The organism is Niabella terrae, assembly GCF_054783135.1.
In genome coordinates this window covers 193,840-208,578 of record NZ_BAAGRD010000012.1, presented here as the reverse complement: position 1 = coordinate 208,578, position 14,739 = coordinate 193,840, and the positions used below count along the sequence as shown (strand labels likewise).

Annotated in this window: 14 protein-coding genes; 8 read left to right on the top strand and 6 right to left on the bottom strand. The window is 46.6% G+C overall.

Annotated elements, in window-relative coordinates:
- Positions 1-35: 35 nt before the first annotated feature.
- From ACYVI9_RS13840 to ACYVI9_RS13820, 5 genes are all read right to left on the bottom strand, one after another.
- Positions 36-1,454, bottom strand: coding sequence for a Glu/Leu/Phe/Val family dehydrogenase (locus tag ACYVI9_RS13840; protein ID WP_460765377.1), 1,419 nt, complete (start codon positions 1,452-1,454; stop codon positions 36-38).
- A gap of 179 nt (positions 1,455-1,633) precedes the next feature.
- The gene (locus tag ACYVI9_RS13835; protein WP_460765375.1) at positions 1,634-1,828 is read right to left on the bottom strand and encodes a CcmD family protein; all 195 of its coding nucleotides are present in this window, start codon (positions 1,826-1,828) and stop codon (positions 1,634-1,636) included.
- 10 nt (positions 1,829-1,838) lie between these two features.
- Complete coding sequence (locus tag ACYVI9_RS13830; RefSeq protein ID WP_460765373.1) at positions 1,839-2,531, bottom strand: ABC transporter permease; 693 nt, start codon at positions 2,529-2,531, stop codon at positions 1,839-1,841.
- 109 nt (positions 2,532-2,640) lie between these two features.
- Entirely contained in the window at positions 2,641-3,288 is a 648-nt protein-coding gene (locus ACYVI9_RS13825) for a heme exporter protein CcmB (protein ID WP_460765371.1), read from the bottom strand.
- A gap of 14 nt (positions 3,289-3,302) precedes the next feature.
- Positions 3,303-3,872 (bottom strand): thymidine kinase, encoded by a 570-nt coding sequence (locus tag ACYVI9_RS13820; RefSeq protein ID WP_460765369.1) that lies wholly within the window; start codon positions 3,870-3,872, stop codon positions 3,303-3,305.
- A 95-nt stretch (positions 3,873-3,967) separates the two neighbouring features.
- Between ACYVI9_RS13820 and ACYVI9_RS13815 the strand changes: the two genes are divergently transcribed.
- The gene (locus ACYVI9_RS13815; protein ID WP_460765367.1) at positions 3,968-4,708 is read left to right on the top strand and encodes a hypothetical protein; all 741 of its coding nucleotides are present in this window, start codon (positions 3,968-3,970) and stop codon (positions 4,706-4,708) included.
- Here ACYVI9_RS13815 and ACYVI9_RS13810 read toward each other — a convergent pair.
- Entirely contained in the window at positions 4,689-5,948 is a 1,260-nt protein-coding gene (locus tag ACYVI9_RS13810) for a 3-deoxy-D-manno-octulosonic acid transferase (RefSeq protein ID WP_460765365.1), read from the bottom strand. The two genes, ACYVI9_RS13815 and ACYVI9_RS13810, sit on opposite strands and share 20 nt — an antisense overlap.
- A gap of 210 nt (positions 5,949-6,158) precedes the next feature.
- On the opposite strand from ACYVI9_RS13810, the gene ACYVI9_RS13805 reads away from it, so the two are divergent.
- The 7 genes from ACYVI9_RS13805 (at position 6,159) to ACYVI9_RS13775 (ending at position 14,543) form a co-directional block, all read left to right on the top strand.
- Positions 6,159-7,292, top strand: coding sequence for a DegT/DnrJ/EryC1/StrS family aminotransferase (locus ACYVI9_RS13805; protein ID WP_460765363.1), 1,134 nt, complete (start codon positions 6,159-6,161; stop codon positions 7,290-7,292).
- A gap of 12 nt (positions 7,293-7,304) precedes the next feature.
- Positions 7,305-8,594: a nucleotide sugar dehydrogenase gene (locus tag ACYVI9_RS13800; protein WP_460765361.1), complete on the top strand. Its 1,290-nt coding sequence runs from the start codon at positions 7,305-7,307 to the stop codon at positions 8,592-8,594.
- Between the two features lie 3 nt (positions 8,595-8,597).
- The gene (gene rfbC, locus ACYVI9_RS13795; protein ID WP_460765359.1) at positions 8,598-9,152 is read left to right on the top strand and encodes a dTDP-4-dehydrorhamnose 3,5-epimerase; all 555 of its coding nucleotides are present in this window, start codon (positions 8,598-8,600) and stop codon (positions 9,150-9,152) included.
- 59 nt (positions 9,153-9,211) lie between these two features.
- Positions 9,212-10,096, top strand: coding sequence for a dTDP-4-dehydrorhamnose reductase (gene rfbD, locus ACYVI9_RS13790; RefSeq protein WP_460765357.1), 885 nt, complete (start codon positions 9,212-9,214; stop codon positions 10,094-10,096).
- A 117-nt stretch (positions 10,097-10,213) separates the two neighbouring features.
- Positions 10,214-12,535, top strand: a complete 2,322-nt coding sequence (locus tag ACYVI9_RS13785; RefSeq protein ID WP_460765355.1) for a TonB-dependent receptor — start codon at positions 10,214-10,216, stop codon at positions 12,533-12,535.
- Between the two features lie 4 nt (positions 12,536-12,539).
- A complete protein-coding gene (locus tag ACYVI9_RS13780) occupies positions 12,540-13,406 on the top strand; it encodes a DUF4249 domain-containing protein (protein ID WP_460765353.1) in 867 nt (288 codons plus the stop codon).
- 123 nt (positions 13,407-13,529) lie between these two features.
- Entirely contained in the window at positions 13,530-14,543 is a 1,014-nt protein-coding gene (locus tag ACYVI9_RS13775) for a LacI family DNA-binding transcriptional regulator (protein WP_460765351.1), read from the top strand.
- The last annotated feature ends 196 nt before the right edge of the window (positions 14,544-14,739 follow it).

The following is a 14,739-nucleotide window of genomic DNA, read 5'->3' as shown; positions in this document are numbered from 1 at the left end:
TGAGCAACCCATTTTTACGATCCTGCTTATTCAGACTATGGGAAAATCCCCAACTCGGCATAACTGGTAGCCACTTTGTTGATGGCGACTACATAGGCCGCTGTACGCATATCCGGTATATTATCATTGCTATCCCATTCCTCGATGATTTCCCGGGTGGCTGTAATCATGGTTTCTTCCAATCCGCTGTAGACCAAATCTACTTCGTCCGGACCATGCTCAATCAGGGATTTGTTCTCGGAACTGACCCCTTTACCCGTGAGGTCTTCTATTTCCTGAAGAATGCGGGTATTCATATTCTGGGTGAAGCGCTTTTCCAGACGGCCGTAGCGTACATGACTCAGGTTTTTGAGCCATTCAAAATAGGAGACGGTTACACCTCCCGCATTCAGGTACATATCCGGAACGACCAGTACGCCTTTTTTCAGTAAAATATCATCTGCTTCCGGCGTAAGGGGACCGTTGGCCGCTTCGCCTATGATTTTTGCATTTATACGGGGTGCGTTTTCGCCATTGATGACATTTTCCAATGCGGCCGGTATCAGGATATCACAATCCAGTTCCAAACCGGCCCTGCTGTTTTCGAGATTGTGCGCGTCGGGGAAATTCAGAATGGAACCGGTTCTTTTGCGGTGTTCGATCAGGGCTTCCACATCAATACCCTCAGGTTTGGATATCGCACCTTCATACTCCGCTACGCCCACAATCAAGGCGCCCGCCTGTTGAAAAAATTTGGCAGAATGATAACCAACATTCCCCAGCCCCTGTACCACAATTCTCTTTCCTTTCACGCCGGTATTCATACCCAGACGCTGCATAACATCTTCCATGCTGCAGACTTCTTTCAGACCGAAGAACACGCCCAGTCCCGTAGCTTCTTTTCTGCCCCTGACACCGCCCTGGGATACGGGTTTGCCGGTTACGCAACCGGCGGCATCTATATCGTGGGAATGAATGGCCATATAGGTATCTACAATCCAGGCCATTTCTCTTTCGCCCGTGCCATAATCGGGCGCCGGAACATCTACCGCCGGCCCGATGAAATTCTTTTTAATCAGTTCAGAAGTGTAGCGTCGGGTTATTTTCTCCAGTTCGTAGGGCGTGTACTTCTTGGGGTCGATCTTGATACCTCCTTTGCCGCCACCGAAAGGGACATTTACAATAGCGCATTTAAAAGTCATCAGTGCAGCCAGGGCCATGACTTCATCCTGATTTACTGCGGTCGAAAAACGAATACCGCCTTTACAGGGGGATTTATGATGTGAGTGTTGTACCCGGTAGGCTTCTATAACCTCGATACTGCCGTCCTCTTTTTTAATAGGGAAGCGCATGCGATAGACGGCATTACAAGCCTTGATCTGTTCCAGCAGACCCTTATCCCATTTGGTGAATTCTGAAGCCCGGTCGAAACTTTTTTCAACCGCTCCGAAAAAGCTGTAATTGTTGTTTGGCATTGGATACGTTTTTAAGGTTTCATGTTTTATAGCGTTCATATGTGCCGGTGTGCGGGTATCCAAAAAGATGCAGGATCCTTCGATAATCCAAAGATCCTGTCAGTAGTTACCCACACCAGAAAAGAGCTTCGGAAAGTTCCGATAGCAAAGCAATCCAAAAATAAGCAGCAGGCGTTAAATTAATCCTGTTGCTTTTCCAGTTTTTTGAGTTTTTTTTCAATTCTGACCAGGTAAAGCACCAGCCCCAGCAGAATAATCAGTAATACAGCTATGACCACATAAATCCTTCCGTTGCTGTACATAAGGTTGGTATCCGCCTTTTGTGCCTGAGCAATAACCTGTAACAGCGACATGAAAAATAATACTGAACTCATCTTGGAAATCTTATTTTATAAAATGTTTTTCTTTTAAATACTGTACCCTTATTTTGAGCGTGGTAATCCAGACGCCCAGCAGGGCCCATCCGATGAATGCGGGATATTCAATCAGGCGCATGGCGGGACTGGTATCCCGGAAATTTAAAGCCGGATTGCCTTCCTGTCCCGGATGAAGGCTGGGTAAGAGACGGGGAACGATCATAATGGTCGGAAACAACATGGCAAAAGCAAAAATATTATAGACAGCGCTGATTTTCGCCCGCTGATCGATGTCCTGGATGGAACTTCTCAGTATAAAGTAAGCCAGATAGATGAGCAGGGCTATTGCGGTTCCGATGAGTTTGGGTTCCCGGGCCACCGCACTAAAGGAATCAAAGGCCGGGTTATTGGGATCGGCCCAGGTATAACTCATCCAGACGGCGCCGGTGGCATAACCAAGCAGGCCAAAGATAATCCCCGTGCCTGCGTACTGGCTGGCAGCAATGTCACGTTTCAGGTCCGGCCGACTCAGATAGCGAATGGAATGTACCAGTGAACAGGTAAATAAGGTAAACATAGCGGCCCACATCCCCACATGGTAGAACAGGTTCCTTATGGTCTGACCGAGTACCGGTAAATTGGGTATTTTAACCAGAAGTCCGCCGGCTATAGCAAATACCAGGAGCGCCACACATGCTATTTTCCACCAAGCCTTCCTCATAAGAATTTCAATGTTTTACTCATCATAAACGCAAAAGTAAGTGTAAAGTTGAGTACTCAGCCAATATTTTGACCAGTGGTACCTTCAAATAACGTCTTCCATTTTTCAGCTAATCCCGCCATAAAAATGGGAACAGGATAACCGCCAGCAGGCCTACCAGGAAATCCAGTGCCAGTAAAAGCAGCAGGTCGGTGACCAGCAGGACACCCTGTGGTTGAAAAGCGGCGGCGGATAATTTCATCAGCAGCATTAACTGCGGTACAATCAGCGGGAAACCCAGAACTGCCATAATTGCGGCATTCTGCCTGGCCTTGGCTGCAATCGCTGCCAGAAAACTGAAAACCATGCTCAGGCTGAAACTGCCCAGCAGTGCGATTAGCAGGAAATTGCCCGTCTGTTGGACAGGATTGCCCAGCAGAGCGAAAAACAGGATCAGACTCAGGGCGGTCATGACCAGCATCAGCAGGGCATTGAACAGGAGTTTGGCCAGAATAAAATGCACAGGAGAGCAGATGGTATAATAATAGAGCATCCGAGCCCGGCTTTCCTGCATAAAACTTTTGGCAACCGCATTGATACAGACGAACAACTGGATGATCCAGAACAGGCCGTTCCAGATTTCTTTTTCAGGTTCACTGATGGCCAGAAAAAGCACAAAGACCGTAGCCCCTATATACAGCAGGATCCCATAGAAACTGTATTGCTGACGTACTTCCAGCAGCAACTCTTTTTTCAATAAGGTGATAACAGCTTTCAAGGCGGGAACTGGGTTTAAACTTTGTCAATATAACATTTCCGGCATCGGGGTTCATATACATCCATGGCACCCAGCATGACCTGGTCTTCCTCAGGAATCTTCCGATAGGAGTAATGGGCGATATTACCGCATTTAACACAAATCGCATGCAACTTGGTTACATAATCTGCTTTGGCCAGGATTTGGGGCATGGGTCCGAAAGGTTTGCCACTGAAATCCATGTCGAGACCGGCTACAATCACCCGTTGACCCCGGTAAGCCAGCTGGTCACAGACCTCCGGAAGTTCCGAATCGAAAAACTGGGCTTCATCGATGCCAACCACATCCGCCTGTCCCGCCAATAATAGTATTTTTCGGGAATAATCTATCGGCGTGGATTGAATAATATTGGTATCATGGGAGACAATATCAGCTGCATGGTACCGGTTGTCCACCGCCGGTTTGAAGATTTCCGCATTCAGATTGGCAAATTTAACACGTTTGAGTCTCCGGATCAGTTCCTCCGTTTTGCCGCTAAACATGGATCCCGAAATGACTTCTATCCATCCCCGTTTTTCGCCATGTAATGTAGGCTCTATAAACATGTTAATATTTGTGCAATTTTAGGACGGAAACAATAATATTTAAAAAGTTTCGTATATTAGAATGATCCATCCATTCAAAACTCAAATGTAGTATAATGCAACGAATAGCGCATTTAGTACAAAAATTAAATCAACAGATTAGTGAAAAAGCCAGCCCTGAACAGCTGCTGATTACCGTTCAAATGTTACAGAAGGAATTGACCGGGACGGTAAAGGAAAATGCCGTTTTGGGTACCAGTGGCATATCGGTAGTGATTCCCAATACGGCTCCTATGCGTCCCCTGGAGCATGAAACCGTGGAAATAGCACCCGCCAGTGAGGATAAGGTTTATTTTGAGCTGGAGGGCGATCCCGGTGGTGTCAGCGCAGAAGAAGAGGAAGAGCTGATCCATTTGCAGGAGACCATTCCCACTTATGATCAGCATGCCCGCTCCATCAGGGCCCGGACACAACAAAAGACAGATCAATCGCAAACGGCATTGAATTTCGGCGAAGGATTTGATGCGGTAAATGATATACCCACTCTGGCCCAACACGTTCAACCGGTTAAAGATCCGGAACCCGAAGCTGAACCCGAACCCGAGGATTATCCCCGCCACCGCATCAAGGACCTGAGAAAAGCGATCGCAGCTACCGATCGCTATGCTTTCATCAGAGAGTTATTCCGGGCCGATGAAGATATGTATGAGCGAAGTATAAAGACCATCAACAATTTTAGTATATATGCAGAAGCAGAATACTGGATAAAAAGAGAGCTGCGTACCAAGATGGGCTGGTTACCACAGCATCCCCTGGTGATCAAATTTGAACAGCTGGTCAAAAGCCGTTTTGCCTGATCCAATCCAATATCAATGGGGTAGCACCTGCCCGTTCCTGTACAAAGTGGGCTGCTCTTTTTCCGGCAACCTGCAGGGTTTCGGGATCACTCTTTAGTTTATAAATCATCTCAACTAATTCATTTTCTGTAGTATAACTAAATCCAGCTTCTATTTTAGTTAAGTCTATAGCTTCCGCAAATTTTTCAAAATGTGGCCCGAAAAGGACAGGTTTACCGTATACGGCAGCTTCCAGGGTATTATGGATACCGGAACGATTAAAACCACCGCCGATATAGGCAAGATCTGCGTAAAAATATAACCGGGACAACATGCCGATATTGTCGATAATCAAAACCCTTGGCCCGGTTGCTGCGGTCGGGGGACCAGATGCGGAAAGCTGGGAATAAAGTTGAAACTGACCTGCGAATAGTCTTTTTAAAAAGTTTAGATGATCATCATTAATCTCATGAGGAGCAATGATTAAGGATAAATCCTCAAACCGGTCTAATAGGGCCCTTAGATTTTCCTCGTCGTCAGGCCAGCTACTGCCCGCCACCAATATTGTTCTGTCTTTTACAAATGTTTCCACCAGGGGCAGCGACTGAAAATTACCCGCGATTTCCAGGACCCGGTCAAAGCGGGTATCACCGGCGATGGTGATTTTGCGGTCCGGAACCACCCCGCGGATCAGGCGGGCACTGGACTCATTTTGAACAAAGAGCTGGGAAAACCGGCGGACCATTTGGCGGTGCAGACCGCCATACCAGGTAAAGAATATATCCCCCGGACGAAATATCGCTGAGATCAGCAGCAGGGGTATCTGCTTTTGTGCAATTGCTTTCAGGTAAAAATACCAGTATTCGTATTTCACGAAGAGGACCAGTTCAGGGCGAACCAGTTCCAGGAAGCGTCGGGCATTCCGCGGACCATCCATCGGTAAATAACAGACCCAGTCGGCGCCGGTATAATTTTTCCGGAGTTCATAACCGGAAGGAGAGAAAAAGCTGAGCAGGATCCGGTGGTTGGGATATTGCTTTTTCAACGCCTCCAGTACCGGACGTCCCTGTTCAAATTCCCCCAGTGAAGCACAATGCATCCAGATCACCGGCTCCTTATGCCGGCCCATGGCCTGCTCCAGTCGGTCGAACTGGCCACGGCGGCCGCGAACCCAGCTTCGGGCCTTGCCATTGAAAGCCGAAGCAATATAGATGCCGGCCAGGTAGAGCCGGGTAGCGATCAGATAGATAATACGCGACAAGATTCAGGTATTTAGGATTGCAAATTAAATATATCTGGGCAAAGGCAATGCATACGGTCTGATAACAGGCGGCGTTTCCCTCTTTTTTGCCTTAACCGTCTAGTAAATAAGGTCCTAGGCAGCTGCGCCCTATCAACGGGGGCGAAAGCGCGATTTGGACGCAGGGGATCGCTTTATTTTGCTATTTTTGCGCCTTCTAAAATCTAAAATATGCGCCCGCTACAGATGGTTGATACCCGTACACAGTATCAGAAAATAAAGGAAGAGGTTGATCTTGCTGTATTGGACGTGATGCAAAGCGGCGCTTTTATCAACGGCCCGGTAGTACAGTCATTTGCAGATGACCTCGCCGGTTACCAGCATGTAAAACATGTGATCCCCTGTGCGAACGGAACCGATGCCCTGCAGATGGCATTGATGGCACTGGGACTGCAACCGGGTGATGAGGTGATCACACCCTCCTTTACCTTTATTGCCACTACGGAAGTCATTGCCCTGCTGGGACTTAAACCGGTATTTGCCGATGTCGACCCTGAGACCTACTGCATCGATATCGCTGATATAGAAAAGAAGATCACGCCCAAAACCCGGGTAATTCTTCCGGTACATTTATATGGTCAGGCGGCCAATATGGAGGCCATCATGGCTTTGGCAGGCCGGCACGGCCTGTATGTGGTGGAAGACAATGCACAGGCGATCGGCGCTGAAATTCAGTACCAGGATGGCAGCCGGCATAAAACCGGTACGCTGGGAGATATTGGCTGTACTTCTTTTTACCCCAGCAAGAATCTCGGTGCTTTCGGCGATGGCGGTGCACTGTTTACCAATAATGATGATTTGGCGGCAAAACTGAAAATGATCGCCAACCACGGACAGCAGCAGCGTTATTACCATGAACTGGTAGGCTGTAACAGCCGGTTGGACAGTATGCAAGCCGCTATTTTGCAAATTAAGCTCCGGCATCTGGATGCCTATAATGATGCCCGCAGACAGGTCGCTGCTTATTATGACCGGGTGCTGGGATCGGTACCACAATTCATCATTCCAAAAGTGGCAGCCTATTCCACCCACGTATATCACCAGTATACCCTGGTGGTGGAAGGAGCTGACCGCAATGAATTGCAGCAGTATCTGGCAGCGCGAAAAATTCCATCGATGATCTATTACCCCGTGCCCAGTCACCAGCAGCAGATGTTTGCACATCTTAATTTACCGGAAGTGGACCTTCCGGTTACCAGCTGGTTGAACGAAAGGGTGATTTCCCTGCCCATCCATACGGAAATGGACGAAGAACAGTTGCAATTTATCACCGACAATATTCTTGCATTTATTCATCAAAAATAAATATTCACGTACATGTTTAAAGAACTAGAGTCTAAACAGGAAAAGCTAGCCGTCATCGGTCTGGGTTATGTAGGGTTACCCATTGCCCTGGCCTTTGCCAAGAAAATATCCGTTATTGGGTTTGATATCAATGAAAACAGGGTGGAACTGATGCGTCAGGGGATCGACCCGAGCAATGAATTGGAAAAAAGCGAATTTGAGGGTTGTGATATTACATTTACCAGTTCACTGGATGTGCTCAAAGAAGCAAAATTTTATATTGTCGCGGTGCCCACACCGGTAGATAGAAGGAATATTCCTGATTTGAATCCGGTGCTGAAAGCATCTGAAACCATCGGTAAGGTTATCAAGAAAGGGGACTATGTGGTGTTTGAATCCACTGTTTACCCCGGTTGTACCGAAGAAGACTGTCTTCCGGTCATCGAATCGCTTTCCGGATTGAAAAATGTAACAGATTTTAAACTGGGTTATTCGCCCGAGCGGATTAATCCGGGTGATAAAAAGCATACCCTGTCCAAGATCGTAAAAGTGGTTTCCGGATGTGATGATGAATCACTGGAAGAAATTGCCAAAGTATACGAACTGGTCATTGAAGCTGGTGTACACCGGGCTTCATCAATCAAGGTTGCTGAAGCAGCCAAGATTATCGAGAATACCCAAAGGGACCTGAACATTGCCCTGATGAATGAACTGTCGGTGATTTTCGATAAAATGAAGATCAATACCTATGAAGTACTGGAAGCAGCCGGTACCAAATGGAATTTCTTAAAGTTCCAGCCCGGTCTGGTAGGCGGGCACTGTATTGGTGTGGATCCCTATTACCTTACCTACAAAGCCAGTCAGCTGGGTTATAGAGCCGAAGTGATCCTGGCAGGCAGAAGTATCAATGATAATATGCCGAAACTTGTAGCTGAAAAAGTGGTCAAACATATTATTAAAAACGGTACCGACGTGAAACTGGCTAAAGTCCTGGTAAAAGGGGCTACTTTTAAAGAGAATGTCAGCGATATCCGTAATTCTAAAGTGGCGGACGTCGTGCAGGCGCTTCGTGATTTTTCTGTACAGGTCCACGTAGAAGACCCTTACGCAGACTCTGCGGAACTGGAACATGAATATGGATTTGGGTTGGAGCAAACGCTTGATAATGATTATGATGCTGTAGTGGTCGCTGTTCCTCATAATGAATACCAGCAGCTCGACGAAGCCTATTTTAGCGGAATAACCCGTGAAAAGGCCCTCATTGCTGACTTAAAAGGAATTTTCAGAAATAAAATTACTAACAGGGCATATTATAGTTTATAAGCCATGCCATTTACCGAAACGCCATTCAGGGACCTGCTGATTTTTGAGCCCCGCGTCTTTGAAGATGACCGCGGCTATTTTTATGAAGCATACAATCTGGACACCTGCACTGCCGCGGGTGTAGATTACCGATTTGTACAGGACAATCAGTCTTTCTCCGGCTATGGGGTAATCCGGGGGCTGCATTATCAACTGCAACCGTATGCCCAGTGTAAACTGGTACGGGCACTGACCGGACGCATCCTGGATATTGCTGTGGACATCCGGAAAGGTTCACCAACCTATGGCCGGCATTTTGCCATCGAATTATCCGCCGAGAATAAGAAGCAACTATTGATCCCTCCGGGTTTTGCCCATGGTTTTTCGGTGTTGAGCGATACGGCTACGGTATTATACAAATGTGATAACCTCTATCATAAAGAACAGGAGGCGGGCATCATTTACAATGATCCGTCTCTTGATATCGATTGGAGGATACCGGAAGATAAAGTCATTGTTTCACAAAAAGATCAGTTGCTTCCTGTATTGGAGGGAGCAACCAATAATTTTACCTGGTAGTCCGGATCGTCCTGAAAGTGTACAGAAAGGAATGATTCGGGCCTTGAAAATTTGAAACTATGCAACCCACTATTTTGGTAACGGGTGCCCGCGGCCAGCTGGGTTCCGAGATTCGAAGCGCGGCGACCGAATACCCGGAGTTTCGGTTTTTATTCGCCGGACGGGAGGAACTACCGGTTACGGACCGACAGGCCGTACTCGATTATTTCCGTCAGCATCAACCTGATTATTGTATCAATTGTGCCGCCTACACGGCAGTCGATAAAGCAGAGGATCCTTTGGAATTACCCGGGGTGCAGGCCCTCAACGCTGATGCGGTATCCTATCTGGCCGAAGCCTGTCGTAATGTGCACAGCCGTTTGATCCAGATTTCTACAGACTATGTGTTTGACGGAACCGCCAACCGCCCTTATAAAGAAACGGATCCCACCGGCCCGGTGAGTGTGTATGGCCGTACTAAACTGGAAGGAGAACAGCGGGCATTACAACTCGAAGATTCCATCGTTATCCGTACGGCCTGGGTATACAGCCGGTTCGGAAATAATTTTGTAAAAACCATGTTGCGACTGATGCAGTCCCGACCGGAATTGAATGTAGTGGCCGATCAGCTGGGATCGCCAACTTATGCCGCGGATCTTGCCATCGCCATTTTAAAGATTATCGCAAGTGGTAAATGGGTGGGCGGTATTTATCATTACAGTAATGAAGGCCAGATTAGTTGGTTTGAATTTGCGCAGGCCATCCGGGAAATTTCGGGTGCGGAATGTACTATTCAGGGGATCCCGGGATCCGAATATCCCACTGCTGCCCAAAGACCGGCCTGGAGCGTACTCGATAAATCCAGGATCAAATCAACCTGGAATCTTGAAATCCCGGAATGGAAATCCAGCCTGGAAACCTGTATCAGACTATTGAAATCTGAATCAGCTGCTTCGGGCAGTTAAGAAACCGGTTGGTAATTTGTTAAAGAACCGAATTGCCCTGAAATTACGGGTTCGATTCAGCGAGGGTATCAGCATTATCTGTTATCTTTCCCTTCTCAAAGTCCAGGTAAATCACAGATGAAGCGGTTATTATTACTAATTTATACGACGGGTATTGCGACGCTTGGTTTCGGGCAACAGAAGCATACCGTTAGTGGGGTGATACGGTCTGAAAGGACCGGAGAAACCGTAATTAACGCAAGTGTTCGCCCGGTGGCAGCCACAGATGGTACCGTTAGTAATGAATACGGCTTTTATTCCATTACCCTGAATGCAGGAACTTATGTCCTGGAATATTCCGCAATTGGCTATGAGACCCTCACCGACACTGTGGCTGTCACTGGAGATCTCCGTAAGAACATCTTTCTGAAAGAAATAGTCAAAGACCTGGAGAATGTCAATGTGACCGCTTCTGCCAAGGGGCGTACCATCCGGGGGACCCAGATGGGTGTAGAGCGTCTGACCATGACAGAGATCAAGAATATTCCCATGCTGTTGGGAGAAAGAGATATTCTGAAAGCTATCCAGTTATTACCGGGCATCAAACCCGCAGGAGATGGTAACAGTGGTTTTTATGTCCGAGGAGGAAGTTCCGATCAGAACCTCATATTGCTGGATGAAGCCCAGGTGTATAATGCTTCACATCTTCTGGGCTTTTTTTCCACTTTCAACGCCGATGTAATCAAGGACGTTACGGTGTACAAAGGGGCGATGCCCGCCCAGTACGGTGGCCGGCTTTCTTCCGTCCTGGATGTAAAAATGAATGAAGGCAATAATCAGAATTTTGAACTCAGCGGCGGGGTCGGACTGATATCAGCGAAACTCAATCTGGAAGGACCGATACAGAAAGGGCGCTCTTCTTTTTTACTGTCCGGTCGCCGGACTTACGCGGATTTATTTACCCCACTGGCCAGAGATACCACGATCCGGAAGAATAAGCTGTATTTCTATGATTATAATGCGAAACTGAATTACAGTATCGGCAAACGGGATAATTTGTATTTGTCCGGATATTTGGGAAGGGACTATCTGAGTCTGGATAAACAGTTTGGGCTGGATTGGGGTAATATCACCGGAACCTTTCGGTGGAATCATATTTTCAATAATAGACTTTTTTCGAATACTTCATTTATATACAGTGATTTTGATTATAAAATCAGCATTAATAATACCAATAATGATCTGAATATTTCTTCAAAAATCCGTGACCTGAATCTTAAACAGGAATTTCAATGGTATGCAGGCAGCCGGCATACCATCCGGGTGGGATTTAATTCTATCTTTCACACCATCAAACCGGGTGAAGTAACTTCTTCCGGTCAGACTTCCTACAACAATTTTTACCTGCAGACGCGGTACTCCTGGGAGAATGCAGGATTCCTGAGTGATACCTGGAAGGTTTCTGACCGGATTAATCTTACAGCCGGTATTCGGCTTACTGCCTTTGACATATACGGACCTGGAGATTTTTATAAGCTGGATGGGACAGGTCGTGTGACGGATACCCTGCGGTACCAACGGGGTGCGCTGGTAAAACGTTATGTCAACCCGGAACCCCGGCTTTCGGCCAGTTTCTTACTCAGTAATTCCTCTTCACTGAAAGCGGCCTATGTCAGAAACGTGCAGAACCTCCACCTGATCGCCAATTCCACCACCAGTGCCCCTACAGACAAATGGCTGGCAAGTACCAATATCATTAAACCTGAAGTGTCGGATATGGTATCGCTGGGCTGGTATAAAAATCTGAGCGGTAACCGTTATGAACTGACTACGGAGGCTTATTATAAGGAAATGTATAATCAGATTGATTACCGGACGGGGGCAGATGTATTTACCAATGATGCGATAGAATCACAGATACTGTTTGGGATTGGGCGGGCTTATGGCCTGGAGTTATTGCTGAAGAAGAAGACGGGTAAAGCGACCGGATGGATAAGTTATACACTTTCTAAAACCGAGCGCCAGATTGCCGGCATCAATGAGGGGCAATGGTACAATGCCCGTCAGGACAGAACCCATGATTTCTCCATCGTATTTAATTATCAGTTAGGCAGGCGTTGGAATCTTTCTGCCAACTGGATCTATTATACCGGTGATGCGGTTACCTTTCCCAGTGGGAAATATGTCGTTGATAACCAGATCGTGTTTTATTATACCCGGAGAAATGCCTATCGTATGCCGGATTACCACCGCCTGGATCTGGGTGCGGTATGGTTATTGAAAGAGAATAAAAAGTTCCGTTCGGAACTGGCACTGAGTCTTTTCAACGCTTATGGACGGGAGAATCCATATATTATTACGTTCCGGCAGAGTGAGGCGGATCCCAACCGTACGGAAGCCGTACAGACTTCATTGTTCCGTTTTGTACCTTCGATTTCCTATAATTTTAAATTAAAATAAGATTTTGAATACCCGTTTTCTATATTGCCTGATAATTATCGCCTTATGTATAGTAGCGGCAACGGGTTGTGAACGGGTTATTGAGGTAAATATCGAGCATGCCCAAAAGCGGGTTGTTATTGAAGGTATGCTGACAGATGACAGTATCTGCCGGGTTCGTATTTCAACAACCAGCAATTTTGAAGATACGGTTGATCTGGAAGGTATTCGTCGGGCCCGTGTCACCCTGTCACAAACCAACGGACAATTAATAGAATTGGCCGAGACAGAGGATGCCGGTGTATACCGGGCACGTTTTTCGGGCCGTTCCGGTCAGACCTATACCTTAAGGGTAGATCTTACGGGTGCCGCTAATCTGGATCCGGGGATTGCCAAAGTGTATACCGCCAGTTCCACAATGCCGGCAAAAGTAGAAATTGATAGCCTCTATGTTACGAAACGGACCTTTTTGGGGAGCCAGAAGATGGTGGCCACCGTGCAGTTCACGGATCCGAAAGCAACCGGGAATGCCTATCGGTTTATTCAGTATGTTGATGGTCGTAAAGAAACCAACCTGTTTCTGTTGAATGATTTGTTGTTGAACGGCAGAACCGTAGTCAATGAGCTGTTGATTTTTGATGAGGAATATACCCTTCACAAATGCGATCAGCTTCGGGTAGTGATGCAATGTATCGATGAACCCAATTACCTGTTCTGGTACAGTTTGAACCAGAGTTCCCTGGGGACTTCGCAAACGGCTGCACCCGCTAATCCCGCCAGTAATTTTACGGGGGGGGCACTGGGGTATTTCAGCGCGCACACGGTTTCTGAGAAAAATATTGCCGTCTTTCCGGATTCCACCTGTAGCATTGCTGCTGGCTATGGCAGATAAGATTGTGCCGCAGGAGGCAGGTCGTTGGGGCATTGAATTTTTCGGCCAGTCTGTTGAAAAGCATATATTCTTAACTTCGAGCCTCTAATTAAAAAAGGTTTTGTTACCATAACGATTGATGCAATGACACAATATTCGATAAAAGATATCGCCAAGCTGGCGGGTGTGGTTCCTTCAACGGTTTCCTTTGTGATTAACGGAAAGGAAAAGGAAATGCGCATTAGCGAAGAAATGGCTAAGAAGATACGCAAGATCATCAAGGAAACCGGCTATGTGCCCAATCGATCGGCAGTCAGTCTGCGTACGGGTAGGACCCACGTAATTGGTTTAATTGTCGAAGACATATCCAATACTTTTTTCTCATTGCTGGCAAAAGCAGTTGAAGACAATGCTTATAAGGTGGGTTACCGCGTTGTTTACTGCAGTACCGAGAATGATGATAAAAAAGGTACAGAACAGATTAAGATGTTACATAAACAGGTCGACGGGTTCATAATTACTCCATCGAGTGGTATGAAACAGGAAATTATTAAGCTCAAAAAAAGCAAGAAACCGGTGGTATTGCTGGACCGCTATTTTCCGGAAGTCGGGTTGCCCAGCGTGCTGGTGGATAACCGGGAGGGCATCGCCAAAGGGGTGGACCTGCTGGTACAGAAGGGATATAAAAAAATTGCCTTTATAATTACTGCTTTGGACATGATGCAGATGAAGGAGCGCCTCAGTGCATTTCAGGTCAGTATCAAAAAGAGCGGACTGTATCAGGCCGGTCTGATACTTAAGCTCCCTTATTCGGCGCATGAGGGCGCCTATGTAGAAGGCATCCGAAATTTTCTAAAAAAGAATAAGGATATCGACGCCATTTTCTTTGCTACCAACTATCTGGGAATCGACGGTTTGAAAGTTCTTCAGGAATTAAAATGGAAAATACCTTCTCGGGTGGCTGTACTTTCCTTTGATGATCACGATATTTTTAAATTGTATGCCCCTTCCATTACTGCCATCAATCAGCCCATAGCGGAAATTGCTCAAAAAGGAGTAGAGATGCTGACACAGCAAATGAACGCATCTCCCCATTTTAAAAACCAGACCATTTTGATGGAAGCAGATCTGATCCGAAGAAACTCCCTTCGCAAATAGCGCTGATTCCCCCTGATTACCAAACCCTATATTTTAGGCTTCCCGGCATATAATGTTTTGCTTTTATAGAAAAGTTAAAAAAAAATTTGGAATTCTAAAAATGTTTGTTAACTTTAACTCGCAAAAACGATTTTGCTTTCGGCTTGCGGTGGTGTATATCGTTTTTCATATGCTTAATTCGGAAAAGAGAAACGAA

Coding starts and splice junctions, on each gene's coding strand:
- ACYVI9_RS13840 (WP_460765377.1), bottom strand. CDS start 1,454: ATGCCAAACAACAATTACAGCTTTTTCGGAGCGGTTGAAAAAAGTTTC.
- ACYVI9_RS13835 (WP_460765375.1), bottom strand. CDS start 1,828: ATGAGTTCAGTATTATTTTTCATGTCGCTGTTACAGGTTATTGCTCAG.
- ACYVI9_RS13830 (WP_460765373.1), bottom strand. CDS start 2,531: ATGAGGAAGGCTTGGTGGAAAATAGCATGTGTGGCGCTCCTGGTATTT.
- ACYVI9_RS13820 (WP_460765369.1), bottom strand. CDS start 3,872: ATGTTTATAGAGCCTACATTACATGGCGAAAAACGGGGATGGATAGAA.
- ACYVI9_RS13815 (WP_460765367.1), top strand. CDS start 3,968: ATGCAACGAATAGCGCATTTAGTACAAAAATTAAATCAACAGATTAGT.
- ACYVI9_RS13805 (WP_460765363.1), top strand. CDS start 6,159: ATGCGCCCGCTACAGATGGTTGATACCCGTACACAGTATCAGAAAATA.
- ACYVI9_RS13800 (WP_460765361.1), top strand. CDS start 7,305: ATGTTTAAAGAACTAGAGTCTAAACAGGAAAAGCTAGCCGTCATCGGT.
- rfbC (WP_460765359.1), top strand. CDS start 8,598: ATGCCATTTACCGAAACGCCATTCAGGGACCTGCTGATTTTTGAGCCC.
- rfbD (WP_460765357.1), top strand. CDS start 9,212: ATGCAACCCACTATTTTGGTAACGGGTGCCCGCGGCCAGCTGGGTTCC.
- ACYVI9_RS13785 (WP_460765355.1), top strand. CDS start 10,214: ATGAAGCGGTTATTATTACTAATTTATACGACGGGTATTGCGACGCTT.
- ACYVI9_RS13775 (WP_460765351.1), top strand. CDS start 13,530: ATGACACAATATTCGATAAAAGATATCGCCAAGCTGGCGGGTGTGGTT.